We start from the raw sequence: 25,015 nt of genomic DNA, 5'->3' as shown, positions 1-25,015 counted from the left end.
AGCCGTACCCTTGAGGCATGCGCACCGCCCCCGAATCCGAGCCCCGTGACCCGAAGCCCGCGCTGGTCTTCGACGACCCGCTGGACCAGCAGTCCTCGGACGACACCGACCGCGGGTGGGGCGAGCGCACGGACGGTGACAGCGTCGCCGACCTGAAGCGTTTCCTCGACGAGAAGCCGCCCCACCACCTCTGAGCCGTCCGCAGCGGCGCCGCTAGCGCTCGTCGTGTCCCGATCCACGCTGCGCGACCAGCGCGTCGCGGATCTCCTTGAGCACCTCCAGCTCGGTCACCTCGATGACCTCCCTGGTGCCCTCCCGCGCCGCCTTGCGGGCCGACTGCCGCGCCAGGTACTTCGCCATCGGCAGGACCATCAGGAAGTACACGACCGCCGCGGTGATCAGGAAGTTCAGCGTGGAGCCGAGGACGGAGCCCCACATCAGCCGGATGCCCTGCGTCCCATGGCAGGAGTTCAGGCACGAGCTGTAGTTGTCCAGGTTCTGCGTGCCGATCGCACCCACAACCGGGTTGATGACCCCCTTGACCACCGAGTTCACGATGTTCGTGAAGGCCGCGCCGATGACCACCGCGACTGCCAGATCGACGACGTTGCCGCGCATCAGGAAGGCCTTGAAGCCGTGCCAGACGCTCGGTTCCTTCTTCTCGCTCACCTCGGGGACTCTCCTCGCATGCACAGGGTGTGGAAGGAAACGCTCCGCAACCTACGACACGGTCCCGCCATCGTGTCCAGTCCCGTCGGTCGATCGAGCGACTTGACGGCAGGCCGCGGAGAAAGCCTCCGAGCCGGTTCAGCACAGGGTCACCGCCAGGCGCGCCGTGGCGCTCGCGCCGACGAGGCGCGCCGCCGTGCCACGCGGCACCGACAGCACGACCAGCGCCCCGCTCCCGGCCCCGTCGTCCAGCGGCTCGGGAACCTCGGTCACCCGGACGCCGCGCGCGAGCACCCGTGCGACGCCTCCGGCCGACGGATCACCGGCGGCGATGACGTCGACGCGGTCGCCGGGCCGTAGCAGCCGGACGGTGGCCGCGTCGGCGATCCGTACCGGCGCCGTCACCACGTCCACCGCCGCGGGCCGGCGTGCGGGCACCGTGACCGGGTGGTTCCGGGCCTGTTCCGCACGATGCGGTGCGGCTCCCGTGCGCGGCCCGGCGGCGACGAGCGCGGCCGCGGTCACCGCGAGGCCGGCCGCGACGGCCCGCCTGCGGTGCCGTACCAGCCGCTGCAGCTGATACCGCCCGCCGCGCACCCGCACCGGCGGGAACTGCGGGACCTCACAGGTCGCCGGGGCGTCCGTGCCGAGCGGACGCGGGAGCCGGAGGGGCGGCGGGGAAGAGGGCGAGGAGGGATGGGGCGAGGGATTCGGGGACGACGAGGACCAAGGCACGGGGATCACCGCCTGCGACGAGGAATTCGGCTTGCGAGGCCACGATGAACCCTGGCGCCGAATCCCGCCGGAGCCGGTGGATCACGAACGGATTGTGGACAACTCGGCCACCCGAAGGGGGAATTCCACTCGACTGTCCACAGGCCGCCGACCGTCCCCGGACCGTCGATCGTCCCCAGACCGTCGATCATCCCCACGCTGTCGACCGCCCCCGGGCCGCCGACCTTCCACAGCCCCTGATGGCTACGGCAGCGCGAAGCCCGGATCCATGCCGCCCAGCGCGTTCACGCACAGACAGTCCCGTGCCCCGCTCTCGGGCAGTGCCGCCACCGCGTCGAACAGCACGCCGCGCAGCCGGTCCACATTGGCCGCGAACACCCGGAGCACGTCCTCGTGCGAGACGCCCTCACCGGTCTCGGCGCCGGCGTCGAGGTCGGTGACCAGGGTCAGGGACGTGTAGCACAGCTGAAGTTCCCGGGCGAGCGCCGCTTCCGGGTGGCCGGTCATGCCCACGACCGACCAGCCCTGCGCCCGGTGCCACAACGATTCGGCACGCGTCGAGAAGCGCGGCCCCTCGACCACGACCAGCGTTCCGCCGTCCACCGGCTCCCAGTCCCGCCCCCGGGCGGCCTTCAGGGCGGCAGCCCGTCCGGCGGGGCAGTAGGGGTCGGCCATGGAGACGTGCACGACGTTCGGCACGGTGCCGTCGGGCAGCGGCAGCCCGTCGAAGTACGTCTGCACCCGGGACTTCGTACGGTCCACGAACTGGTCCGGCACGAGCAGGGTGCCGGGGCCGTACTCGGGCTGCAGCCCGCCCACCGCGCACGGGCCGAGGACCTGCCGGACGCCGACCGAGCGCAGTGCCCAGAGATTGGCGCGGTAGTTGATGCGATGCGGCGGCAGGTGGTGGCCGCGGCCGTGCCGGGGCAGGAAGGCGACCCGTCGGCCGGCGATCTCACCGAGGAAGAGAGAGTCACTGGGCGGCCCGTAGGGGGTCTCCACCTGGACCTCGGTCACGTCGTCGAGGAACGAGTAGAAGCCCGAGCCACCGATCACGCCGATCTCTGCGTTCGCCATGACCAGCACACTAGCGGGCGGTGAAACCGTGGGGGAGCGGTGCCGGGAAGCCGTGGGGCGAGCGCGGCCGGAAGCGCCGAAGACCCTGCCGTCGTGCGACGGCAGGGCCGGGGGAGGAAGAGGTCAGGCCGCGGAGCTGCTGGTGGAGCTCGACGAGGACGACTTCGAGTCGGACGAGGACGAGGACGAGGGCTTCGAGTCGGCCGACGACGTGCTCGACGACTTCGACGCAGGGCTGCTGCTCGACGTGGAGCCGCGGGAGTCGTTGCGGTAGAAGCCGGAGCCCTTGAAGACGATGCCGACCGCGGAGAACACCTTCTTCAGGCGGCCACCGCAGCTGGGGCACTCGGTCAAGGCGTCGTCGCTGAACTTCTGCACCGCCTCGAGGCCCTCGCCGCACTCGGTGCACTGGTACTGGTAGGTCGGCACTGTCTTCCTCCTGGCACTCTCACTCAATGAGTGCTAACGACGGTCCATAGTGACGCATTCCCGGGGATCAGTCCACCGTCACCGGCACGCGGTGACCGACGCCACGTGCGACGGTGCGGTTCTGTGGCCGCGCGACGAGCCGCGACCGCAGCGCCAGCAGGGTCACCAGTGCGAGCACCGTGCCGCCCATCGGCACCAGGAATCCCGCGCCGTCCCACAGCCGGTCCTCCAGCTGTCCGGCGACCGTGACGGCGGCCGCCTGCCCGAGCGCGACCGCGCCGGTCAGCCAGGTGAAGGCCTCCGTGCGGGCGGCGGCCGGGACCAGGCCCTCGACCAGCGTGTAGCCGGTGATCAGTGCCGGTGCGATGCACATGCCGACCAGCAGGCCGAGCCCGGCGAGCAGCAGCACGGAGTGCGCCGTCCACAGGGCGGACGCGACGATCGCGAGCGCCGTGTAGCCGACGACCAGGCGGTGCTGGGGGGCGGTCTTCCAGGCGATCGCGCCGCAGACGATGCCGGACAGCATGTTGCCGGCGGCGAAGACGCCGTAGAGGACGCCGTTCAGGCCGGGCTCGCCGATCGACTGGGTGAACGCGGCGAGCGCCACCTGCATGCCGCCGAAGACGGACCCGATGCCCAGGAAGGTCACGACCAGCACGCGCACGCCCGGCACGCGCAGCGCGGAGGCGTGCTGCACGCGCGCGTGCCCGCTCTCCCCGGTCACCGGCGGCTGCGTGCCCTTCTGCGCGGCGAACAGCAGACCGCCGACGAGGGTCAGCGCGCCCTCCGTGAGCAGGCCGGCCGCCGGTGTCACCCCGGTGCACAGCGCCGTCGCCAGCAGCGGACCGAAGACGAAGGTCAGCTCGTCCGTGACCGACTCGAACGCCGCAGCGGTGCTCATCAGGGGCGAACCCTGCAGCTTCACGCCCCAGCGCGCACGCACCATGGGGCCGATCTGCGGTACCGAGGCGCCGGTCGGGACGGCCGCCAGGAACAGCGCCCACAGGGGCGCGTGCGCCAGTGCGAGCGCCGTCAGCGTCAGTCCGGACAGTGTGTGCACCAGCACGCCGGGGATCAGCACGGCGCGCTGGCCGTGGCGGTCGGCGAGGCGCCCGCTGTACGGCGCGAACAGGGCCATGGACACACCGGTGGCGGCCGCGGCGGCGCCGGCGGCGCCGTAGGAGCCGGTGGTGTGCTGCACGAGCAGCACGATGGAGATGGTGAGCATCGCGAACGGCTGGCGCGCCGCGAAGCCCGGGAGCAGGAAGGTCCAGGTGCCGCGGGTGCGCAGCAGCTGTCCGTATCCCGGTCGGGACGAGGCCGGCGAGGTCTTCTCCGGTTCGGAGGTGGTGACCGTGGATCCCACGGCCCGTGCCTTTCTGCCGCCTGGTAGCGCGGGCCTCGTGCGGCCCGGGTGCCGAGAGCTGTCCTCTTGCGCGGACTGCGGTAGATACCGGCGCCCACTGAGGGTGGGGGGCGACACGGCCGCCGTGCGGTCGCGCCAGCTCTGCGTCAGGCAGAGTTGGTTCGATCAGGGTGCGCCTTTATGGTACAGGGATCAGTCGCCGTTACGGCTGTGAAAACGAGCACCATGGACGAGGCCACCTGGGATTTCATGGGGTGTTCACTGTGCGGAATGCGCCGTCAATGCGCGCTGCCCGCCCCGTTCGTGCCGAGCCAGCCGGCCAGCTTGCCGCCGTGCGCGACCGCGCGCAGACGTCGCTCCGCCGCGTCGCGGACCGGGTCGATGGCGACGACCAGCAACTCGTCGCCCCGGCGCAGCACTGTCGTGGGCAGCGGAACAAACGATTTTGCTTCGCGGACGACGAGGGTGACCGCGGCCCCGGGAGGCAGGCGCAGCTCGTTGACCTCCACGCCGTGCATCCGGGAGCCCTCGGGGATCGTGACGGACAGCAGGTGTCCGCGCAGCCGCTCCAAGGGCGCCGACTCGATGCCGAGGTCGGAGGCCTCGCCCGCCTCGCCCAGCCGCAGCGTGCGCGCCAGCCAGGGCAGCGTCGGCCCCTGGACGAGGGTGTAGACCACGACCAGCACGAAGACGATGTTGAAGATGCGGCGGCTGCCGGGGACGCCGTTCACCATCGGGATCGTCGCCAGGATGATGGGCACGGCGCCGCGCAGCCCCGCCCATGACATCAGCGTCTGCTCCTGCCACGGCACGCGGAACGGCGCCAGGCTGAGCACCACGCTCAACGGGCGGGCCACCATGGTCAGGACCAGCCCGATGAGCAGGGCGGGCCAGACGTCGTCGCCCAGCTCGTGCGGGGTGACCAGCAGGCCGAGCAGGACGAACATGCCGATCTGGGCGATCCAGCCGAGCCCCTCGGCGAAGCCGCGCGTGGCCGGCCAGTGGGGGAGCTTGGCGTTGCCGAGCAGCATCGAGGCCAGATAGACGGCCAGGAAGCCGCTGCCGTGCGCCAGGGCGCCGGCGGCGTACGCCGTCACGGCGATCGCCATGACCGCGATGGGGTAGAGGCCGGAGGCCGGCAGGGCCACGTGCTTGAGCCCCCAGGAGCCGAACCAGCCCACCGCGAGCCCTATGGCCGCGCCGATGGCCAGTTCCAGGGCGATCTCGCTCAGCAGGACGTACCAGTGCTCGACCGGGCCGGCCGTGGAGAAGGCGATGACCAGGATCACCACCGGGGCGTCGTTGAAGCCGGACTCCGCCTCCAGCGTGCCCGTCACGCGCGCGGGGAGGGGAACCCTGCGCAGCACCGAGAAGACCGCCGCCGCGTCCGTCGACGACACCACCGCGCCGATGATGAGCGCCTGCCGCCACTCCAGCCCGACCAGGAAGTGCGCTCCCGCCGCGGTGACACCGACGCTGACGGCGACGCCGAAGGTCGCCAGGACGGAGGCGGACGACAGGACCGGCCTGATCTCCTTCCACTTCGTGCCGAGACCGCCCTCGGCGAGGATCACGACCAGGGCGGCGTACCCCATGACCTGGGTGACCGCGGCACTGTTGAAGTGGATCTCCCCGATGCCGTCCTGGCCCATGAGGACGCCGATCCCCAGGTAGACGAGCAGGCTGGGGAGCCCGCTGCGGGAGGAGATCCGCACGGCCGCGACGGCGACGAGCAGCACCAGGGAGCAGACGAGCAGGAGCTGGTTGAGGTGGTGAACAGTCAGCGGCGGTTCCCTTCCTTGGCCCGCGCGCGGGGCGCGAGCTCACGTACACAAGATCCGAGGCTGCGGCGCGCCGCACCCAAGTACTTCGTTACCTTACCTAAGTCTTGACGCTTTCTTGACGCTGGTCGGGGCAAGATCGAACGCTCGTACGTGCTGGATCTCGACTCCGCGTCAAGCGGGACAGGGCCCTGCGCCTATGGTTGCTCCAGCGCTCATTCAAAGTCACAGCCCGACCTGCCGCTCGCGTTAGGACAGCAAGGACAGCGATGCCCCCCAACACCACCGCCACAACGGGTGACACCGCCACCACCGGTGCCGCGCCCGCCAAGTCCGGCAGGAAGAAGGGGCGCAAAGCCCGACTGATGGTGCTGGTCCTGGTACTGGCCATCATCGGAGGCATCGCCTACGGCGCGTACTGGTCGATCAGTACCGTCCGCGCCTCCTTCCCGCAGACCAAGGGCACGATCACGCTCCAGGGCCTGTCCGGGCCGGTCGACGTCAAGCGGGACGGCAACGGCATCCCGCAGATCTACGCGTCCTCCGACGAGGACCTGTTCATGGCGCAGGGCTACGTCCAGGCGCAGGACCGGTTCTGGGAGATGGACGTGCGCCGGCACATGACCTCCGGGCGCCTGTCCGAGATGTTCGGCAAGAGCCAGGTCAAGAACGACGAGTTCCTGCGCACCCTCGGCTGGGACCGGATCGCCAAGCAGGAGTACGACACCAAGCTGTCGGCCGCCACGAAGAAGTACCTCCAGGCGTACGCGAAGGGCGTCAACGCCTATCTCCAGGGCAAGGACGGCAAGGACATCTCCCTGGAGTACGCCGCCCTGGGCTTCACCAACGACTACAAGCCGGCGCAGTGGACCCCGGTCGACTCCGTCTCCTGGCTGAAGGCGATGGCCTGGGACCTGCGCGGCAACATGCAGGACGAGATCGACCGCGCCCTGATGACCAGCCGGCTCGGCCCGCAGCAGATCCAGGACCTCTACCCGGAGTACCCGTACGGCCGCAACAAGCCGATCGTGCAGGAGGGTCAGTACAACGAGCTGACCAAGTCCTTCCAGCAGAGCGGCGCCACGGGCACCTCCACGACCACTGGTACGACGCGCACGTCCGGCACGACCGGGGGCACCACGGGCGCCTCCGCGGGCACGACGGGCACGACCGGTTCCTCCACCTCGGCCACGAGCGGTTCGTCGCTCACAAGTCAGCTGGGGGGCCTCTACAACGTCCTGGACAACGTCCCCCCCGCCGTCGGCGTGAACGGCCAGGGCATCGGCTCCAACTCCTGGGTCGTCTCCGGGAAGTACACCATCACCGGCAAGCCGCTGCTCGCCAACGACCCGCACCTGTCGGCCTCGCTGCCCTCCGTCTGGTACCAGATGGGCCTGCACTGCCGCGCCGTCTCCAGCACGTGCCAGTACGACGTGACCGGCTACACCTTTGCCGGCATGCCCGGTGTGGTCATCGGCCACAACGCCGACATCGCCTGGGGCATGACCAACTCCGGGGTCGACGTCACCGACCTCTACCTGGAGAAGGTCAGCGCGAACGGCTACCTGTACGACGGCAAGATCCGGCCCTTCAGGACCCGCGAGGAGACCATCAAGGTCGCCGGCGGCTCCTCCAAGACGATCGTCGTGCGCCAGACCCAGGACGGGATGCCGCTGCTGTCCGACCGTGACGACGAACTCGTCCAGGTCGGCAAGCGGGCCACGGTCAACACCGCCGCCCCCGACCGCGGCGACGGCTACGGCATCGCCCTCAGGTGGACCGCGCTCGACCCGGGCACCTCCATGGACGCCGTGTTCGCCCTCGACAAGGCGGCGGACTGGAGCGGGTTCCGCCAGGCGGCCGCCCTGTTCGACGTGCCCTCGCAGAACCTGATCTACGCCGACACCGACGGCCACATCGGCTACACGCTGCCCGGAAAGATCCCCACGCGCTCCTCGGTGGACGACGGCTCCATCCCGGCCCCGGGCTGGGACTCGAAGTACCACTGGACCGGCTTCATCAAGCAGAGCGAGCTGCCCTACGAGTACAACCCCAAGCGCGGCTACATCGTCACCGCCAACCAGGCCGTGGTCGACAAGGACAAGTACCCGTACACCCTCACCACCGACTGGGGCTACGGCACCCGCAGCCAGCGCATCACCGACCTGATCGAGTCGAAGATCAAGGACGGCGGCAAGATCTCGACCGACGACATGCGGCAGATGCAGCTGGACAACAGCAGCGAGATCGCCAAGCTCCTGGTGCCCAGGCTGCTGAAGATCAACCTCGACGACAAGAACGTGCGCGACGCGCAGAAGCTGCTGGAGGGCTGGGACTACACCCAGGAGTCCGACTCCGCGGCGGCGGCCTACTTCAACGCGGTCTGGCGCAACATCCTCAAGCTCGCCTTCGGCAACAAGCTGCCCAAGGAACTGCGCGTCCAGGGACAGTGCCTGTGGGTCGACAAGATCGACAGCACCGGCCCGGTCGACGACGACAGCAAGGTGCGCGAGTGCGGCGAGCGCGACACCGACCAGGCGCAGCCGGACGGCGGCGACCGCTGGTTCGAGGTCGTGCGCACCCTGATGGACAAGCCGGACAGCGACTGGTGGAAGACCCCCAGGTCGGGCACCCGCCCCGCGGCGACCGACATGGACCAGCTCTTCGCCCGGGCCATGATCGACGCCCGCTGGGAGCTCACCGCCAAGCTCGGCAAGGACATCGACACCTGGAGCTGGGGCCGGCTGCACCGCCTGTTCCTGAAGAACCAGACGCTCGGCACCGACGGCCCCCAGGCGCTGCAGTACATCCTCAACCGCGGCCCCTGGAAGCTCAGCGGCGGCGAGGCCACGGTGAACGCGACCGGCTGGAACGCCGCCGGCGGCTACGGCGTGGTCTGGGTGCCGTCCATGCGGATGGTCGTCAACCTCGCCGACTTCGACAAGTCCAGGTGGATCAACCTGACCGGAGCCTCCGGGCACGCCTTCAGCGCGCACTACACGGACCAGACGAGTCTGTGGGCCAAGGGCGAGCTGCTGCCCTGGTCGTTCTCCTCCGGCGCGGTCGACAAGAGCACGAGCGACACACTCGTGCTCAAGCCCTGACCGGCTGACGGCACGGAAAGACGGCACGGAAACGGCCCCCCACGCGCGCGTGGAGGGCCGTTTTCCGTACGGCGGCGGGGCGCCGGGTCAGGCGCCCGGGAAGCGGCGCACGCCGGACGGTGTCACCACGGCGTGCACGGGCTTGTCGTGTTCCTCCGCCGGGACCCGCGCGACGACTTCCGTGTCGTAGAGCAGCACCACGAGCCGTGGGCGTGCGCCCGCGCGCTCCAGACGGGCCAGCACCCGGTCGTACGACCCTCCGCCGCGCCCCAGGCGCATCCCGCGCGCGTCGACCGCGAGCCCGGGCAGCAGGACGACGTCCGCGGCCGTCACGGCGTCCGGACCGAGGCGCGCGCCGGAGGGTTCGAAAAGCGCCATTTTCCCGCCGTGTTGGACCCGCGCGAGGGAGTCGGGGCCGGCGTACTCACCCCAGTCGAGGTCGTTGTCGGGCAGCAGCGCGGGCAGCAGCACCCGCACTCCCCGCGCGCGCAACGCGTCCAGGAGCGCGGGGGTGCCGGGCTCGCTCCCCACGGATACGTACGCCGCCACCGTGCGCGCATGTGCCAGCTCAGGAAGTTCCAGGGCGTGCTCCGCCAGCGCGCGGCCGGTCTCGTCGACGTCGTCGTCCGTCAACCTGTTCCTCACCGAGAGGAGCTCCCGCCGCAACATTCGCTTGTCAGGCTCGCTCGTGCGTCCGTCGTGTTCCACGGGTCGTTCTCGCACCCTTCTTGAATGCAGTCATAAAGGGTCAACCAACCGGAGCCACAGTTTCTGCACAAAGGCACCGGATATGGTTGCGGGCATGACTCAGTCGCACCCCAGGATCAGCAAGGCTGTCATTCCCGCGGCGGGCCTCGGCACCCGGTTCCTGCCGGCCACCAAAGCCACTCCCAAGGAGATGCTGCCGGTCGTCGACAAGCCGGCGATCCAGTACGTGGTCGAGGAAGCCGTGTCGGCGGGGCTCGACGACGTCCTCATGGTCACCGGGCGCAACAAGCGTCCCCTCGAGGACCACTTCGACCGCAACTACGAGCTGGAGTCGGCGCTCGAGAAGAAGGGCGACGCCGAACGGCTGGCGAAGGTGCGGGAGTCCAGCGACCTGGCGACGATGCACTACGTGCGCCAGGGCGATCCCAGGGGCCTCGGTCACGCGGTGCTGTGCGCCGCCCCGCACGTCGGCCACGAGCCCTTCGCGGTGCTCCTGGGCGACGACCTGATCGACCCGCGCGACCCGCTCCTGCAGCGCATGATCGAGGTCCAGGAGCAGCACGGCGGCAGTGTGGTCGCGCTCATGGAGGTCGCGCCCGAGCAGATCCACCTCTACGGCTGCGCGGCCGTGGAGCCCACCGCCGACGGCGACGTCGTCCGGGTGACCGGTCTGGTCGAGAAGCCGGACGCGGCGGACGCCCCCTCGAGCTACGCGGTCATCGGCCGTTACGTCCTCGACCCCCACATCTTCGACATACTCCGCAAGACCGAGCCGGGCCGTGGCGGCGAGATCCAGCTCACCGACGCCCTCCAGCAACTCGCCGAGGACGAGAAGGTGGGCGGGCCGGTGCACGGCGTCGTCTTCAAGGGGCGCCGCTATGACACCGGTGACCGTGGCGACTATCTGCGTGCCATTGTCAGACTCGCATGCGAACGTGAAGACCTGGGCCCGGACTTCCGGGCCTGGCTTCGCAGTTACGTAGCCGAGGAGATGCAGCAATCTTGAGCAGCGCCGCGACCCGCCCCGCCGGCCCGGACGACCTGTGGTCGGTGGACGAGCACCTGGAGGACGTTCTCTCGACCGTCCGCCCCCTCGAACCCATCGAGCTGCAACTGCTCGACGCCCAGGGCTGCGTCCTGGTCGACGACGTGACGGTGGCGGTGTCCCTGCCTCCGTTCGACAACAGCTCCATGGACGGGTACGCGGTGCGGGTCGCGGACGTGGCGGGCGCCAGCGAGGAGTTCCCGGCCGCCCTCGAGGTCGTCGGTGATGTCGCGGCGGGCGCGGCCGACCCGGTCCGGGTCGGCCCCGGCCAGGCCGCCCGCATCATGACCGGCGCCCCGCTGCCGCCCGGTGCGGAGGCCGTCGTACCGGTGGAGTGGACCGACGGCGGACTCGGCGAGGGCCCCGTGAGCGGGATGCGGGCGCGCAGCCTGGCCCCCGAGGGCGCCGCGGGGCAGGTGCGGGTGCACCGCCCCGTCGAGGCACGCGCGCATGTGCGCGCCCAGGGCAGTGACGTGAAGGCCGGCGACCGCGCCCTGGAGGCCGGGACGATCCTCGGCCCGCCCCAGATCGCGCTGCTGGCCGCGATCGGCCGCGGCACGGTACGTGTCCGCCCGCGCCCGCGCGTGGTCGTCCTGTCCACCGGCAGCGAACTCGTCCAGCCCGGCGAGGAACTGCGCCGCGGCCAGATCTACGACTCCAACAGCTTCGCCCTCACCGCCGCCGCGCGGGACGCCGGTGCCATCGCCTACCGGGTGGGCGCCGTCGCCGACGACGCCGAGACCCTGCGCTCCACCATCGAGGACCAGCTCGTCCGCGCCGACCTGCTGGTGACCACGGGCGGGGTGAGCGTCGGGGCGTACGACGTCGTCAAGGAGGCGCTGTCGCACGTCGGTGACGCGGACGAGGCGGGCAGCGGGGTGGAGTTCCGCAAGCTCGCCATGCAGCCCGGCAAGCCCCAGGGTTTCGGCTCCATCGGCCCCGACCACACGCCGCTGCTGGCCCTGCCGGGCAACCCCGTGTCGTCGTACGTCTCCTTCGAGCTGTTCGTCCGCCCGGCCATCCGCGCCCTGATGGGCCTCACGGACGTGCACCGGCCCCGCGTCCGGGCCACCCTGAAGACCGACAAGGCGCTGCGCTCGCCCAAGGGGCGCCGGCAGTTCCTGCGCGGTGCGTACGCAGACGGCGAGGTGACCCCGGTGGGCGGCGCCGGCTCGCACCTGATCGCGGCGCTGGCGCACGCCGACGCGCTGATCGTCGTCCCCGAGGACGTGGAGTCCGTCGAGGAAGGCGCCGAGGTGGAGGTGGTCCTGCTCGGCTGAGCCTTCCTGGTTGGGGGTACCGTGTCGCGCACAACAGGCCTGCCCACCGCACTGTGACGGGCCCGGACCAGGAGCGGCACACAGCATGACTGAGTCTTTCCGGGGGGAGACCCCCGGCCCCCCTGCGCAGGACGGACTGACGCACATCGACGACTCGGGCGCGGCCCGCATGGTCGACGTGTCCGGGAAGGACGTGACCGCGCGCACCGCCCGCGCCGGCGGCCGTGTCCTCGTCTCGCCCCGCGTGGTCGAGCTGCTGCGCGGCGAGGGGGTGCCCAAGGGGGACGCCCTCGCCACCGCGCGGATCGCCGGGATCATGGGCGCCAAGCGCACCCCGGACCTCATCCCGCTGTGTCACCCGTTGTCGGTGTCGGGTGTGAAACTGGACCTGTCGGTCGCGGACGACGCCGTGGAGATCCAGGCCACCGTGAAGACGACGGACCGTACGGGCGTCGAGATGGAGGCCCTCACCGCCGTGACGGTCGCCGCGCTCACCGTGATCGACATGGTCAAGGCGGTCGACAAGGGAGCGGTCATCACGGACGTGCGGGTGGAGGAGAAGACGGGCGGCAAGTCGGGCGACTGGAGCAGGGCATGACCTACCGCGCTCTGGTGGTCACCGCCTCCAACAGGGCCGCCGCGGGCGTCTACGAGGACAAGGGCGGCCCCTTGGTGGCCGACGGCCTGAAGAGCCTCGGTTTCGACGTCGACGGCCCTCGGGTCGTCCCCGACGGGCACCCCGTGGAGGCGGCGCTGCGTGCGGGGGCCGACGCCGGCTACGACGTCATCGTCACCACCGGCGGCACCGGGATCTCGCCCACCGACCGCACGCCCGAGGCGACCCGTGCGGTGATCGACCACGAGGTGCCGGGCATCGCGGAGGCCATCCGGGCCTACGGGCGGCAGAAGGTACCCACCGCGGCGCTCTCCCGGGGCCTGGCCGGGGTCGTGCGGCGGACCCTGATCGTCAACCTGCCGGGCTCCACGGGCGGGGTGAAGGACGGCCTCGCCGTGCTGGAGCCCCTGCTGACCCACGCCGTCGACCAGATCCGCGGCGGCGACCACCCCAGACCCAGCAGCGGGGGTGCGAGCTGAACAGCCCTTCCTGGCCCGTCGTGCTGGCGGACGGCGATGTCGTCCTCCGGCCGATACGGCTGCGCGACCAGCGGGCCTGGCGCGAGGTGAACCGGCGCAACCGGGACTGGCTGCGCCCGTGGGAGGCGACCATTCCGCCGCCCACGCCGAGCGGCCCGATCGCGCACCGGCCGACCTACCGCCAGATGGTCCGGCACCTGCGTTCCGAGGCCAATGCGGGCCGGATGCTGCCGTTCGTCATCGAGTACCAGGGACGGCTCGTCGGGCAGCTGACCGTCGCCGGGATCACCTGGGGATCGATGTGCTCGGGGCACGTCGGTTACTGGGTGGACGAGGCGGTGGCCGGGCGCGGTGTGATGCCGACGGCCGTCGCGCTGGTGGTGGACCACTGTTTCCGCGCCGTCGGACTGCACCGCATCGAGGTCTGCATTCGGCCCGAGAACCGGCCCAGTCGCCGGGTCGTGGAGAAACTCGGATTCCGCGAGGAGGGGCTCCGGCCGCGCTATCTGCACATCGACGGGGCCTGGCGCGACCATCTCGTGTTTGCGCTCACCGCGGAAGAGGTGCCGGACGGTTTGCTCGCCCGGTGGCGGCGGGCACGCTCCCAGCAGGTGCGGCAGAAACCCCAGAGCACGGGAAATTGAATATGTGTTCGAAATTGATCGGCTGTTGACCGCCTCGAAGGCATTGAATTCGGTCATGAGACGGTCGGTTGATCACATCGGTCGCAAAAAAAGCTGGAAATATCAGCCAGATCGTGCGACACACCGGCCCAATTGGCGGATGGCCTCACGCAAACCCCTCTACGGTGTGAGACGTGAGCAGCAGCGGCCTCATCTACGCAGTCATTGTCGGGGCCTGGGCCGCCTACTTGGTGCCGATGTGGCTCCGTAGGCAGGACGAGCTGAACGAGGCCCGTCCGACGGAACGCTTCAGCACCGCCATCCGGCTGCTGTCCGGACGGGCGGGAATGGAGCGCCGGTACGCCAAGGACCTGCGGGCGCGCTCCGCCCAGGAGGGGGAGCCGGACTCCGGCGATCCGGACGCCGTCACCGACTCGGTGGACGTCCGGGCCTTCGCCATGCCTCCGACCCGTCGTCAGGTGCACGCCGACCCCGAACCCGAGGCGCCCGGGAGGGCGGAACCGGCGCGGGAACAGGGCGCCGCAGGGGCGCCCGGCTCCGGCCCCGCGCCCGCGAAGAAGCGGGTGCCGTCCGCGGCCGGGAGCACGGCCTCAGCGCAGGCGGCCGCAGCGCGTGCCCGGCGCTCGAAGGTCCTCGCGCGCCGCAGGCGCACCACCGTGGTCCTCTTCCTCGCCTTCACGCTGGGCGCCATCGTCGCCGCCGTCGGCGGGCTCGCCTTCCTGTGGGTGCCCGCCGTGCCGGCCGTGCTGCTCAGCGGGTACATCGCCTACCTGCGCTCCCAGGAGCGCCGGCGCTTCGCCTACCAGATGGACCGCCGGCGCGCCGAGGTGGCCGCCCAGCGGCTGCGGGACCGGGAGCGCCAGCCGCGCCGCCGCGCGCCCCTCGACGCGGGGCCCGGCGCGGACGATCCGGAGGAAGCCCCTGGGACCCAGACGGACACCGGGCTCGCCGCGCTCGCCGCGGACCGGCGCGCCCTGGTCGAGCAGACCGACCACGCCGAGTGGGTCGACCAGCAGCGCGAGCGGCAGCGGCGGCCCGGCGGGGACAGCTGGGACCCGGTGCCGGTGCCCCTGCCGACGTACGTGACCGCGCCGGTCGCGCCGCGCGCCACGTCCGACGTGGATCTGGGGGCGCCCGACACATGGAGTTCGGCGCGCTCCAGCTCGGTCGCGCCGGAGCAGGAGGCGAGCCGCACGCCGGAGGCCGAGGCGGACGAGCAGACGTCCGCCTCCGGGGAGAAGCCGGCGGGCGGCCGCGGTGACGCGCGCCGCGCGGCCTCCGCGCGCAGGGCGCGCGAGCGTGGGGGACGCACGCCCCTCTTCGATCAGTACGAGGACGGTGACCGCCCCCGCGCGGCCAACGAGTGACGCCCGCCACACTTGGGGAAGGCGCGCTGACCAGTCCGGGAACGGATTTCCAAGCACCCCGATCGGGATGCTAAAGTTTCACTCGTTGCAAGGGCCTGTGGCGCAGTCCGGTAGCGCACCTCGTTCGCATCGAGGGGGCCAGGGGTTCAAATCCCCTCAGGTCCACGCAGCATGAAGCCCCGATCGGCGAAAGCCGACCGGGGCTTCATCGTGTCTACAGCTTCCTCAGCTTCTTCGCGAAGCAGCGGCTGTCCTCATGGTGGCGGTAGTAGCCGAACTTGGCGCACGGCTCATAACCGCTGGAGGTGTACAGGGCGATGGCCTCCGGCTGCTTGGTCCCGGTCTCCAGGACCATGCGGACCCGGCCGGCCTCGCGGGCGTCCTCCTCCAGGGCCGTGAGGATCCGGCGGGCCAGGCCGCGGCCGCGCATCTGCGCGATGACGAACATGCGCTTCAGCTCGGCGTCGCCGTCCTCGTTGCCCTCCTCGTTGCGGTCCCGGCTGCGCCAGCCGCCGGTGGCCACGGGGCGGTCGAACTCGTCGTAAGCGATCAGGTAGACGCCGTGGGGCGGGTCGAAGTCCGCCGTGTCGAGGGCGGTGGCGTCGCCGTCGTCGCCGTAGCGCTCGGCGTACTCGGCCTGGACCTCGTCGTTGAGCTTCACGGCGTCGGGGTGATCGAAACGAACGCGTCGTATATTCATGCTGGGTATCGTACTTCTATGCAATCGGTGGGGCCTCGGGCTGTGAGGGCTCCGACCAGTGTGCCGGTATCGTGCCGGGGTGCTGACTGTGACCTCGGTGAACGTGAACGGACTGCGAGCCGCCGCCAAGAAGGGCTTCGTGGAGTGGCTCGCACAGACGCAAGCGGACGTCGTCTGCCTGCAGGAGGTGCGCGCCGAGCCGCACCAGCTGCCCGAGGAGGTGCGGCAGCCCGACGGCTGGCACGTCGTGCACGCCCCGGCCGCCGCCAAGGGCCGTGCGGGGGTCTCCCTCTACACGCGGCGCGAGCCCGACCGCGTCCGGGTCGGTTTCGGCTCGGCCGAGTTCGACGGCAGCGGACGCTATGTCGAGGCCGATCTGCCCGGCGTCACGGTCGCCTCCCTCTACCTGCCCTCCGGTGAGGTCGGCACCGAGCGGCAGGACGAGAAGGTCCGCTTCATGGGCGAGTTCCTCGCCCACCTCAAGGCGCTGCGCGAGCGGGCCGCCGCCGACGGGCGCGACGTGGTCGTCTGCGGCGACTGGAACATCGCCCACCGGCAGGCCGACCTCAAGAACTGGCGCGGCAACACGAAGAACTCCGGCTTCCTGCCCGAGGAACGGGAGTGGCTCGGGCGGGTGTTCGCCGCCGAGGAGGGCGGCTACGTCGATGTCGTCCGCGCCCTGCACCCGGATGTCGAGGGGCCGTACACCTGGTGGTCGTACCGGGGGCGGGCCTTTGACAACGATTCAGGGTGGCGCATCGACTACCAGGTCGCCACGCCCGGTCTCGCCGGCAGGGCCGTCAAGGGCTTCGTCGAGCGCGCGGCCACGCATGCGGAGCGGTGGTCGGACCACGCGCCGGTGACCGTCGTCTACGACCTCTGATCCCGCTTGCCGATCCGCCGGTCCAGCGCCAGCGACAGTTCGGCCTCCACCACGCTGCGGGCCAGCGGGCGCAGGCGGTGCAGGTCCTCCTCGGGACCGTGGCGCAGGATCAGGTCGCTGAAGAGTTCGGCCAGGGCCTCGGCGTGCTCGCGTACGCGGGCACCGGCCGCGAGGACCTCGGCGAGCGGGATGCCCTCGCGGACCAGGGCGGAGGAGACGTCCAGCAGGCGCCGGCTGATGTGGACGATCTCGTCGCCGTCGGTGCCGAGGTAGCCCAGCTCCATGGCGGCGGCGAGGTTCTCGGGGGTGACCTCCCCCTCGAAGCGGGCGGCGAGTTCCTCCGGGGTGAGGCGGACCGGCTCCTCCTCGGTGGGGGCGCCGACGCCGAGCAGGTCGGCGACGTTCCTGCCCTGGTCGAGGGCTTCGGCGAGTTCCGCGATGCCGTTCAGGGTGTGGCCGCGCTCCAGCAGGGCGGCGATGGTGCGCAGACGGGCCAGGTGATGGTCGTCGTACCAGGCGATACGGCCCTCGCGGCGGGGCGGCGGGATCAGCTTGCGCTCGCGGTAGAAGCGCAGCGTGCGCACGGTGATGCCGGCCAGCCGGGCCAGCTCCTCCATGCGGTACTCGCGCCCGCCCTCCTTGCGTTCTGCGTCCTCTGCCACGCCCGAAGCCTATGTTGTACCGCCGGTAACTTTCCCTCGCCGACCCCTACCGCTCGGTACGGAGCTGCTCTACAGTCCCATTGCGCCAGTATTCACTGGCAGAGTCCAAGGTGATGCGTGGAGGCTTCGGGATGGCCGAGCACGAGCATGTACGGGTGGCGGTGATCGGGTCCGGGTTCGGCGGGCTGGGGGCCGCCGTGCGGCTGCGCCGCGAAGGAATCACCGACTTCGCCGTCCTGGAGCGGGCGGACAGCGTCGGCGGTACCTGGCGGGACAACAGTTACCCCGGGTGCGCCTGTGACGTGCCCTCCCACCTCTACTCCTTCTCCTTCGCGCCCAACCCCGACTGGCCGCGCACCTTCTCCGGGCAGCAGCACATCCGCGCCTACCTCGAGCACGTCACCGACCTCTTCGGACTGCGCCCGCACATCCGCTTCGACTCCGAGGTCAAGCTGATGAGCTGGGACGCCGAGAACCTGCGGTGGGAGATCGAGACCGCGCGCGGCACGCTCACCGCCGACGTCGTCGTCTCCGCCACCGGACCGCTGTCCGACCCGAAGATCCCCGAGATCCCGGGCCTGGAGACCTTCCCGGGCAAGGTGTTCCACTCCGCCCGCTGGGACCACGACTACGACCTGCGCGGCAAGCGCGTCGCCATGGTCGGCACCGGCGCCTCCGCCATCCAGATCGTGCCCTCCATCCAGCCGCAGGTCGGCCGACTCACCCTCTTCCAGCGCACCCCGCCGTGGGTCATGCCCCGCGTCGACCGCGCCATCAGCGGCGCCGAGCGCGGGCTGCACCGGATGCTGCCCTTCACCACCCAACTGCGGCGCGGCCTGCTGTGGGGCATCCGGGAACTGCAGGTCCAGGCGTTCACCAAGCACCCCGACGAACTCGGCCTGGTCGAGCAGCTTGCCAAGCGCAACATGGCCCGCGCCATCAAGGACCCGGCCCTGCGCGCCAGGCTCACCCCCGACTACCGCATCGGCTGCAAGCGGATCCTGCTCTCCAGCACGTACTACCCGGCGCTGGCCGAGCCGAATGTGGACGTCGTCGCCAGTGGGCTGAGCGAGATCCGCGGGTCCACCGTCGTCGCGGCGGACGGCACCGAGGCCGAGGTCGACGCGATCATCTTCGGTACGGGCTTCCACGTCACGGACATGCCGATCGCCGAGCGGGTGGTCGGCGCGGAGGGCATCACGCTCGCCGAGTCCTGGAAGAACGGCATGCAGGCGCTGCGCGGCGCCGCGGCCGCCGGGTTCCCGAACTGGATGACGATCATCGGGCCCAACACCGGCCTCGGGAACTCCTCCATGATCCTCATGATCGAGTCCCAGCTGAACTACATGGCCGACTATCTGCGCCAGCTGAACGTCCTCGGCGGCCGTACGGCCCTCGATGCCCGGCCCGCGGCCGTCGAGGACTGGAACCGCAGGGTCCAGGAGCGCATGAAGCGCACCGTGTGGAACACCGGCGGCTGCACCAGCTGGTACCTGGACCCGAGCGGCCGCAACACCACCATCTGGCCCGGCACGACATCGGAGTTCCGGCGCGCGACCCGGCGAGTGGATCTGGCGGAGTACGAGGTCATCCGGAAGCCCGACAGGAAGCCCGACAGGAAGCCGGCCGGTGCGGCCGCGCCGAAGAACGAGGCGGCGGGTGCGGCCGTGCAGACGGTGGCCGCCGTGCCGCAGAGCGAGGGCGCCGCATGAGCCGGCTCGCCCCCGCGGCCTCCGTGACCTGCGGACCGTACGCCCCGCCCACCCCCGCCCGCGAACTCACCGTAGTCTCCGCCGACGGCGCGCGGCTGCACGTCGAGGTGCACGGCCCCGAGCACGCGCCCCCCGTCGTCCTCTCCCACGGCTGGACCTGTTCGACCGCCTTCTGGGCGGCGCAGATACGGGAGCTGGCGACCGACCACCGCGTGATCGCGTACGACCAGAGGGGGCACGGGCGTAGTCCCGCAAGCCCCGCGTGCACCACGCAAGCGCTGGCGGACGACCTGGAAGCGGTGCTCGCGCAGACGCTCGCGCCCGGGGAGAAGGCGCTGATCGTCGGTCACTCCATGGGCGGGATGACCGTCATGGCCGCGGCCACGCGCCCCCGCTTCCGCGACCACGCCGCCACCGTCCTGCTGTGCAGCACCGGCAGTTCGCGGCTGGTCGCCGAGGCGCGCGTGGTGCCGCTCGGCGCCGGGCGCGTGCGCACCTGGATCACCGGGCGCGTTCTCGGCTCGCGCGCCCCGCTCGGCCCGGTCACGCCGGTCGCCAAGAGCATCCTCAAGTACGCCACCATGGGCGCCGGTTCCGCCCCGCACATGGTGGAGGCGTGCGCGCGGATCGTGCACGCCTGCCCGCGCACCGTGCGCCATGCCTGGGCGGCCGTGCTCGAGGCGCTCGATCTCGACCACGGCGTACGGGAGTTGCACACGCCCACCGCGATCGTGCACGGCGCCTCCGACCGGCTCACGCCCCCCGTGCACGCCCGCGCGCTGGTCGCCGCGCTGCCGCACTGCATCGGCCTGACCGAGCTGGCCGGCGTCGGCCACATGACCCCGATCGAGGCCCCCGACCTGGTCACCGGCAGGATCCGGGAACTCGTCACCACCTACGTCACCCCCAAGAAGGCCACAGGCGTGCAGATCAAGGAGGGCGCATGAGCAGGGTCAGCCTCGAAGGGCAGGTCGCCGTCGTCACCGGAGCGGCGCGCGGCGTCGGTGAGCTGCTGGCGCGCAAGCTCTCCGCGCGCGGCGCGAAGGTGGCGCTGGTCGGGCTGGAGGAGGAGGCGCTCAAGGACGTCTCCTCGCGCCTGCACAGCGACAGCGCCCACTGGTACGCCGACGTCACCGACCACGAGGCGATGAGCCGGGTCGCGCAGGAGGTGAAGGCGCGGTTCGGGAAGGTCGACATCGTGGTGGCCAACGCCGGGGTCGCGACGGGCGGTCCGTTCATCGACTCCGATCCGCAGGCCTGGCGGCGGGTGATCGAGGTGAACCTGATCGGATCGGCGGTGACCGCGCGGGCCTTCCTGCCGGTGCTGGTGGAGAGCCGGGGCTACCTGCTGCAGATAGCCTCGCTCGCCGCGATCACCCCGGCGCCGATGATGACCGCGTACTGCGCGTCCAAGTCGGGCGTGGAGGCGTACGCGCACAGTCTGCGCGCCGAGGTCGGCTACCAGGGCGTGCGCGTGGGCGTCGCGTACCTGTCCTGGACCGACACCGACATGGTGCGCGGCGCCGACCAGGACGACGTCATGCGGGAGTTGCGGCAGCGGCTGGTGTGGCCGTCCAACAAGACGTACCCGCTGGGGCCGACGGTGGACCGGCTCGTCGCCGGGATCGAGCGGCGCTCGGCGCATGTCTACGGGCAGTGGTGGCTGCGCGGCATGCAGGGCGTGCGCGGTTATCTGCCGGCGCTCATCGGGACGGTGGGACAGCGCGAGATGAAGCGGTTCGCGCCCCGGCTGCAGGGGATGCGCTCCGGGCTCGTCGGTGCAGGTGGGGCGGCCGACGAGGCAGCGCGCACTACGCACCGTAAGTGATCCACATGCGCTCCGTGGTCGCCCGTGTGAATCTGGGTGAGGTCCCACCGAGGGGCCGTTTCCCCCACCTCACCCACCACGGGAGTGAACCCACATGGGTATGAAGGACAAGGCCAACGAGTGGCAGGAACAGGGCAAGCAGAAGATCGGTGACGCCCGTGAGCGGGCCGGTCAGCAGCAGTCCCAGCGCGGCCAGCAGCCGCAGCGCGGCCAGCAGCAGTCCCAGCGTGGCCAGCAGCCGCAGCGCGGCCGTGAGAACCTGCGCGACATCGAGGACACGGAAGCGGAGATGGAAGACCGCTTCGACCGGGACTACGACGCGTAGTCGCTGCGCTCGGCTTTGGCCGGATCGGCGTGGGGCGCCCTTCTTCTTGGAGGGTGCCCTGCGTTGTTGTTCGGCGTGCGCCACCTGGGGTGCGGAGCCGCCATGTCGATACAGCCCCGCGCCCCTTCAGGGCGCGTCCCTGGGCGGGAGTTGCGGGCGGGAGCGGTTGGGGACGTCCTGGTAGCCGGGGGGCATTGCGGCCGGGTTGGTGGTCAGGAGGTCCAGGGCCAGTTCGATGGCGGCGTCCATCTCGACGTGGCGGCCCTCGGCCCAGTCCAGGGGCGTGCGCAGGCTCTCCACGTCGGGGGCGACGCCGTGGTTCTCCACGGACCACCCGTAGGCGTCGAACCAGGCCGCGTTCATCGGGACCGTGATGACCGTGCCGTCGCCCAGCCGGTGCCGGCCGGTCATGCCGACCACGCCGCCCCAGGTGCGCTGGCCGACCACCGGGCCGAGCCTGAGCAGCTTGAAGGCGGCCGTGATCATGTCGCCGTCGGAGGAGGTCGCCTCGTCGGCGAGGGCGACCACCGGGCCCCTCGGTGCGTTCGAGGTGTACGACACCGGCTGCGCGTCCCTCGTGAGGTCCCAGCCCAGGATCGTCCGGGTCAGCTTCTCGATGACGAGTTCGCTGATGTGCCCGCCCGCGTTGCCGCGCACGTCCACGATCAGGGCGGGCCGGGACACCTCCATGCGCACGTCGCGGTTGAACTGGGCCCAGCCGGAGCCGCCCATGTCGGGAATGTGCAGATAGCCGCACTTGCCGCCGCTCAACTCCCGTACGACCGCGCGGCGTTTGGCGACCCAGTCCTGGTAGCGCAGCGGCCGTTCGTCGATGAGGGGGACGACGGCGACCCGGCGGGCCCGGCCCGGCTCCCCGTCCGCCGGGACGAACGTCAGCTCCACGGTCGTCCCCCCGGAGCCGGCGAGCAGCGGATACGGGCCGGTCACCGGATCGACCGGGCGGCCGTCGACATGGGTGAGGATCGCGCCCTCACGGATGCCCGTGCCGGCCAGCGGCGAGCGGGCCTTGGAGTCGGAGGAGTCGCCGGGCAGGATGCGTTTGACGACCCAGCCCTCCTCCCGGTGCACGAGGTTGGCACCGAGGAGGCCCTGCCAGCGCTGGTAGGGGGCCGGACCCTCGTTGCGGCGGGCGGCGGTGACGTAGGCGTGCGAGGTGCCGAGTTCGCCGAGGACCTCGCGGAGGAGGTCGGCGAACTCGTCGGGGGAGGCGACCCGTTCGACGAGGGGGCGGTACTGGTCGAGCACCGCGTCCCAGTCGATGCCGCACATGCCCGGGTCCCAGAAGTAGGCGCGGATGATCCGGCCCGCCTCGTCGAAGGCCTGGCGCCACTCGGCGGGCGGGTCGACCACGTGCAGGATGCGCCGCAGGTCGATCCAGACGGTCGTGTCGCTGTCGCCCATCTCCGTGGAGGGCACCGCGCGCAGCTCGCCCTCGTCCACGACCACGAGCCGGGTGCCGTCGCCGCTGACCGCGAACCAGTCGAGGTGGTCGACCAGTTCGGACTTCTTCGCCTTGGTGAGGTTGAAGTACTCCAGGGTCGGACGGCCGCTGATGTCGGAGGGGTTGACGAAGGTCTCGCCGAGCGCGCCGGAGATCGGCCAGCGCAGCCAGACCAGTCCGCCGCCGGCGACCGGGTGCAGCCCGGAGTACTTGGAGGCGATCACCGGGAACGGCGTGACCCGGTTCTCCAGGCCCTCCACCTCCACGGTCACCGTGCCGGCCTCCCCTGTCTCCTCCTCCTCGGCCGGGTCGAGCCCGCCGGCCGCCGGACGGCCCTCGGGGTTCAGGGCGAAGGGGGAGGGGGTCGCCGAGTTCAGCGGCACGAGGTACGGACGGCAGCCGAGCGGGAAGGACAGGTCGCCGGTGTGGACGTCGTACACCGGGTCGAAGCCCCGCCAGGAGAGGAAGGCGAGATAGCGGCCGTCGCGGGTGAAGACGGGGTTCTCGTCCTCGAAGCGGCCGTTGGTCACGTCCACGATCAGCCGGTCCTTGATGCGGGCCAGCTTGATCTGGCGCAGGGAGCGGCCGATGCCCGGGTGGGACCAGGTGAGCCAGGCGCCGTCCGGGGAGAAGGCGAGGTCGCGCACGGGGCCGTTGACGGACCGGATCAGCTCGGTCACCCGCTCGCCGCCGGCGTCGGCACCGGCCGTGTCGGAGTTCCCGGGGTCCCCGGAATCACCTGCGTCCGCCGCTTCCTCGGCGACGCGATCGCCGGTACCACCGGACTCCTCGCCCTCCTCCGTCCCCTCCTCCGTCACATCGATCAGCAGCAGCCGCCCGTCGTGCGACGCGACCGCCAGCCGTTCGCCCAGCGGGTCGGAGGCCATCTCCAGGACGCGGCCCAGCCGGCCGGAGGCCGGCCGGCGGGGCGCGCGGTCGCCGCTGGCGCGGGGCAGCTGGACGATCTCCACGGCGTCCTCGCCCTCCGCGTCGGTGACGTAGGCGACCTGGCCGGTCGTGCCCAGCATCTCCGGCAGCCGTACCCGCACGCCGGACGAGTCGGTGATCGTACGGGCGGGGCCGTCGCGGTGGGTGAGCCAGTACAGGCTGCCGCGTACGACGACGGCGCTGGCCCGGCCGGTCTCGTCCACGGAGATGCCGTCGACGTTCTGCGCGGCCGGCACCGGGTAGCGGCGGCGCCCGGTGGCCGGCCCGGCCAGGCGGATGTCCAGCCGGCGCGGTACGGCCCCGGGGGAGAAGTCGTCCACCAGCCACAGGTCGCCCGCGCACTGGTAGACCACCCGCGTGCCGTCGCCGGCGGCGTGCCGGGCGTAGAAGGCGTCGTGGTCGGTGTGACGGCGCAGGTCGGTGCCGTCGTACGCGCAGGAGTAGAGGTTGCCGACGCCTTCGTGGTCGGAGAGGAAGGCGATCCGGCCGGCGACGAACATGGGGCAGGTCAGATGGCCGCCGATGTCGGGCACGAGCCGCCGCCCGTGCAGCCAGAGGCGGCCCGTGGCGCCGCCGCGGTAGCGCTTCCAGGAGGCCGGTTCGTGCGGCGGGGTGCCGGTGAGCAGCAGTGTCCGGTGCTCGCCGTCGATGTCGGCGACCTGGATGTCGGCGACCGGACCCCAGGGCAGTTTGCGGCCGGGGTGGCCGTCGGCTGACACCTTGTAGGCCCAGGTGAAGTAGGAGAAGGGCTCGCCGTGGGAGGCGACGGCGAGGATGTCGCTCGTGCCGTCCTCCTCCGGGGGCGTCCAGCCGCAGACCTGTGTGTCCGTGCTGCCCCAGTACGTCAGCTGCCGCGCGGGACCGCCGTCGACGCTCACGAGGTGGATCTCGGGCACGAGGCTGCGCCAGGTCGTGTAGGCGATGTGGCGGCCGTCGGGCGAGAAGCGCGGGTGCCCGGCCTTCGTGCGGTCCACCGTGAGCCGCCAGGCCCTGCCCGGGGCGTCGAGAGGGGCCAGCCAGAGGTCGTCCTCGGCCACGAAGCACAGCAGGTCGCCGCTGAGGTGGGGATGGCGCAGATAGCTCACCTCCCCATGCTTTTCCGCCCGCTGGGCCCCAGCAACTTATGCGCCGCTGACGTTCGTGACCCAGAGCACGTACGAAACGGTTTCGTTTCGAACGCTCTCAGGGTATCTTC

At 71.3% G+C, this 25,015-nt stretch carries 23 protein-coding genes and 1 tRNA gene; 14 read left to right on the top strand and 10 right to left on the bottom strand.

The genetic code is table 11. From position 1 onward, the window contains the following. Positions 1-17 precede the first annotated feature (17 nt). Entirely contained in the window at positions 18-194 is a 177-nt protein-coding gene (locus ACFYZB_RS06155; RefSeq protein ID WP_351206119.1) for a hypothetical protein, read from the top strand. A gap of 19 nt (positions 195-213) precedes the next feature. Here ACFYZB_RS06155 and mscL read toward each other — a convergent pair whose 3' ends face one another. The 6 genes from mscL to ACFYZB_RS06125 all read right to left on the bottom strand — a co-directional run bounded on the left by mscL (position 214) and on the right by ACFYZB_RS06125 (position 6,060). After that, the gene (gene mscL / locus ACFYZB_RS06150) at positions 214-669 is read right to left on the bottom strand and encodes a large conductance mechanosensitive channel protein MscL (RefSeq protein ID WP_351206117.1); all 456 of its coding nucleotides are present in this window, start codon (positions 667-669) and stop codon (positions 214-216) included. A gap of 138 nt (positions 670-807) precedes the next feature. Next, positions 808-1,404, bottom strand: a complete 597-nt coding sequence (locus ACFYZB_RS06145) for a hypothetical protein (protein WP_388754902.1) — start codon at positions 1,402-1,404, stop codon at positions 808-810. Between the two features lie 243 nt (positions 1,405-1,647). Next, complete coding sequence (locus tag ACFYZB_RS06140) at positions 1,648-2,481, bottom strand: S-methyl-5'-thioadenosine phosphorylase (RefSeq protein ID WP_351206113.1); 834 nt, start codon at positions 2,479-2,481, stop codon at positions 1,648-1,650. A 123-nt stretch (positions 2,482-2,604) separates the two neighbouring features. Continuing rightward, positions 2,605-2,910 carry an FmdB family zinc ribbon protein gene (locus tag ACFYZB_RS06135; protein ID WP_388754899.1) on the bottom strand — a complete coding sequence of 102 codons (306 nt, stop codon included), beginning with the start codon at positions 2,908-2,910 and terminating at the stop codon, positions 2,605-2,607. A 67-nt stretch (positions 2,911-2,977) separates the two neighbouring features. Next, positions 2,978-4,276, bottom strand: coding sequence for an MFS transporter (locus ACFYZB_RS06130; RefSeq protein ID WP_388754897.1), 1,299 nt, complete (start codon positions 4,274-4,276; stop codon positions 2,978-2,980). 278 nt (positions 4,277-4,554) lie between these two features. Next, positions 4,555-6,060 carry a potassium/proton antiporter gene (locus ACFYZB_RS06125; RefSeq protein WP_388755638.1) on the bottom strand — a complete coding sequence of 502 codons (1,506 nt, stop codon included), beginning with the start codon at positions 6,058-6,060 and terminating at the stop codon, positions 4,555-4,557. A 266-nt stretch (positions 6,061-6,326) separates the two neighbouring features. On the opposite strand from ACFYZB_RS06125, the gene ACFYZB_RS06120 reads away from it, so the two are divergent. Then, positions 6,327-9,161 (top strand): penicillin acylase family protein, encoded by a 2,835-nt coding sequence (locus tag ACFYZB_RS06120; protein ID WP_388754894.1) that lies wholly within the window; start codon positions 6,327-6,329, stop codon positions 9,159-9,161. Positions 9,162-9,248: 87 nt separating this feature from the next. Here ACFYZB_RS06120 and ACFYZB_RS06115 read toward each other — a convergent pair whose 3' ends face one another. After that, entirely contained in the window at positions 9,249-9,830 is a 582-nt protein-coding gene (locus ACFYZB_RS06115) for a 5-formyltetrahydrofolate cyclo-ligase (protein ID WP_388754892.1), read from the bottom strand. A gap of 133 nt (positions 9,831-9,963) precedes the next feature. Between ACFYZB_RS06115 and galU the strand changes: the two genes are divergently transcribed. The 7 genes from galU to ACFYZB_RS06080 all read left to right on the top strand — a co-directional run bounded on the left by galU (position 9,964) and on the right by ACFYZB_RS06080 (position 15,465). Beyond that, positions 9,964-10,875, top strand: coding sequence for a UTP--glucose-1-phosphate uridylyltransferase GalU (gene galU / locus ACFYZB_RS06110; RefSeq protein ID WP_388754889.1), 912 nt, complete (start codon positions 9,964-9,966; stop codon positions 10,873-10,875). Next, a complete protein-coding gene (gene glp, locus ACFYZB_RS06105) occupies positions 10,872-12,194 on the top strand; it encodes a gephyrin-like molybdotransferase Glp (RefSeq protein WP_388754886.1) in 1,323 nt (440 codons plus the stop codon). The genes galU and glp overlap by 4 nt, the downstream gene beginning before the upstream one ends. 85 nt (positions 12,195-12,279) lie before the next feature. Next, positions 12,280-12,792: a cyclic pyranopterin monophosphate synthase MoaC gene (moaC, locus tag ACFYZB_RS06100; protein WP_351206098.1), complete on the top strand. Its 513-nt coding sequence runs from the start codon at positions 12,280-12,282 to the stop codon at positions 12,790-12,792. Beyond that, a complete protein-coding gene (locus ACFYZB_RS06095; RefSeq protein WP_388754883.1) occupies positions 12,789-13,289 on the top strand; it encodes a molybdenum cofactor biosynthesis protein B in 501 nt (166 codons plus the stop codon). The genes moaC and ACFYZB_RS06095 overlap by 4 nt, the downstream gene beginning before the upstream one ends. Before the next feature lie 20 nt (positions 13,290-13,309). Further along, positions 13,310-13,933 carry a GNAT family protein gene (locus tag ACFYZB_RS06090; RefSeq protein ID WP_351206094.1) on the top strand — a complete coding sequence of 208 codons (624 nt, stop codon included), beginning with the start codon at positions 13,310-13,312 and terminating at the stop codon, positions 13,931-13,933. A gap of 173 nt (positions 13,934-14,106) precedes the next feature. Continuing rightward, positions 14,107-15,300, top strand: coding sequence for a gephyrin-like molybdotransferase receptor GlpR (gene glpR / locus ACFYZB_RS06085; RefSeq protein ID WP_388754881.1), 1,194 nt, complete (start codon positions 14,107-14,109; stop codon positions 15,298-15,300). A gap of 91 nt (positions 15,301-15,391) precedes the next feature. Continuing rightward, a tRNA-Ala gene (locus ACFYZB_RS06080) sits at positions 15,392-15,465 on the top strand. A 49-nt stretch (positions 15,466-15,514) separates the two neighbouring features. Here ACFYZB_RS06080 and ACFYZB_RS06075 read toward each other — a convergent pair. Further along, positions 15,515-16,000, bottom strand: coding sequence for a GNAT family N-acetyltransferase (locus tag ACFYZB_RS06075; protein WP_351206090.1), 486 nt, complete (start codon positions 15,998-16,000; stop codon positions 15,515-15,517). 79 nt (positions 16,001-16,079) lie between these two features. Between ACFYZB_RS06075 and ACFYZB_RS06070 the strand changes: the two genes are divergently transcribed. Continuing rightward, positions 16,080-16,883 carry an exodeoxyribonuclease III gene (locus ACFYZB_RS06070; RefSeq protein ID WP_351206088.1) on the top strand — a complete coding sequence of 268 codons (804 nt, stop codon included), beginning with the start codon at positions 16,080-16,082 and terminating at the stop codon, positions 16,881-16,883. Here the strand turns inward: ACFYZB_RS06070 and ACFYZB_RS06065 are convergent. Continuing rightward, complete coding sequence (locus tag ACFYZB_RS06065) at positions 16,871-17,500, bottom strand: MerR family transcriptional regulator (RefSeq protein ID WP_351206406.1); 630 nt, start codon at positions 17,498-17,500, stop codon at positions 16,871-16,873. The two genes, ACFYZB_RS06070 and ACFYZB_RS06065, sit on opposite strands and share 13 nt — an antisense overlap. Positions 17,501-17,676: 176 nt before the next feature. On the opposite strand from ACFYZB_RS06065, the gene ACFYZB_RS06060 reads away from it, so the two are divergent. The 4 genes from ACFYZB_RS06060 (at position 17,677) to ACFYZB_RS06045 (ending at position 21,410) form a co-directional block, all read left to right on the top strand. Continuing rightward, the gene (locus ACFYZB_RS06060; protein WP_388754877.1) at positions 17,677-19,257 is read left to right on the top strand and encodes a flavin-containing monooxygenase; all 1,581 of its coding nucleotides are present in this window, start codon (positions 17,677-17,679) and stop codon (positions 19,255-19,257) included. After that, on the top strand, positions 19,254-20,204 hold the full coding sequence (locus tag ACFYZB_RS06055) for an alpha/beta fold hydrolase (RefSeq protein ID WP_388754875.1): 951 nt from the start codon (positions 19,254-19,256) through the stop codon (positions 20,202-20,204). The genes ACFYZB_RS06060 and ACFYZB_RS06055 overlap by 4 nt, the downstream gene beginning before the upstream one ends. Continuing rightward, complete coding sequence (locus ACFYZB_RS06050) at positions 20,201-21,085, top strand: SDR family oxidoreductase (RefSeq protein WP_388754872.1); 885 nt, start codon at positions 20,201-20,203, stop codon at positions 21,083-21,085. The genes ACFYZB_RS06055 and ACFYZB_RS06050 overlap by 4 nt, the downstream gene beginning before the upstream one ends. Before the next feature lie 94 nt (positions 21,086-21,179). After that, positions 21,180-21,410: a hypothetical protein gene (locus ACFYZB_RS06045; RefSeq protein ID WP_351206080.1), complete on the top strand. Its 231-nt coding sequence runs from the start codon at positions 21,180-21,182 to the stop codon at positions 21,408-21,410. A 126-nt stretch (positions 21,411-21,536) separates the two neighbouring features. Here ACFYZB_RS06045 and ACFYZB_RS06040 read toward each other — a convergent pair whose 3' ends face one another. Beyond that, a complete protein-coding gene (locus tag ACFYZB_RS06040; protein WP_388754870.1) occupies positions 21,537-24,905 on the bottom strand; it encodes a S41 family peptidase in 3,369 nt (1,122 codons plus the stop codon). Positions 24,906-25,015 lie beyond the last annotated feature (110 nt).

It is taken from the genome of Streptomyces sp. NPDC001852 (assembly GCF_042891825.1).
Taxonomy (GTDB): domain Bacteria; phylum Actinomycetota; class Actinomycetes; order Streptomycetales; family Streptomycetaceae; genus Streptomyces.
Note: the sequence above shows the minus strand (reverse complement) of the source record. Positions and strands in the feature narration are given on the sequence as shown.

Bases quoted from the DNA above. Each gene is read 5' to 3' on its own strand.
- ACFYZB_RS06155 (WP_351206119.1), top strand. From the start codon at position 18: ATGCGCACCGCCCCCGAATCCGAGCCCCGTGACCCGAAGCCCGCGCTG.
- ACFYZB_RS06140 (WP_351206113.1), bottom strand. From the start codon at position 2,481: ATGGCGAACGCAGAGATCGGCGTGATCGGTGGCTCGGGCTTCTACTCG.
- ACFYZB_RS06120 (WP_388754894.1), top strand. From the start codon at position 6,327: ATGCCCCCCAACACCACCGCCACAACGGGTGACACCGCCACCACCGGT.
- ACFYZB_RS06115 (WP_388754892.1), bottom strand. From the start codon at position 9,830: ATGTTGCGGCGGGAGCTCCTCTCGGTGAGGAACAGGTTGACGGACGAC.
- galU (WP_388754889.1), top strand. From the start codon at position 9,964: ATGACTCAGTCGCACCCCAGGATCAGCAAGGCTGTCATTCCCGCGGCG.
- moaC (WP_351206098.1), top strand. From the start codon at position 12,280: ATGACTGAGTCTTTCCGGGGGGAGACCCCCGGCCCCCCTGCGCAGGAC.
- ACFYZB_RS06095 (WP_388754883.1), top strand. From the start codon at position 12,789: ATGACCTACCGCGCTCTGGTGGTCACCGCCTCCAACAGGGCCGCCGCG.
- ACFYZB_RS06075 (WP_351206090.1), bottom strand. From the start codon at position 16,000: ATGAATATACGACGCGTTCGTTTCGATCACCCCGACGCCGTGAAGCTC.
- ACFYZB_RS06065 (WP_351206406.1), bottom strand. From the start codon at position 17,500: ATGGAGGAGCTGGCCCGGCTGGCCGGCATCACCGTGCGCACGCTGCGC.
- ACFYZB_RS06060 (WP_388754877.1), top strand. From the start codon at position 17,677: ATGGCCGAGCACGAGCATGTACGGGTGGCGGTGATCGGGTCCGGGTTC.
- ACFYZB_RS06055 (WP_388754875.1), top strand. From the start codon at position 19,254: ATGAGCCGGCTCGCCCCCGCGGCCTCCGTGACCTGCGGACCGTACGCC.
- ACFYZB_RS06050 (WP_388754872.1), top strand. From the start codon at position 20,201: ATGAGCAGGGTCAGCCTCGAAGGGCAGGTCGCCGTCGTCACCGGAGCG.
- ACFYZB_RS06045 (WP_351206080.1), top strand. From the start codon at position 21,180: ATGGGTATGAAGGACAAGGCCAACGAGTGGCAGGAACAGGGCAAGCAG.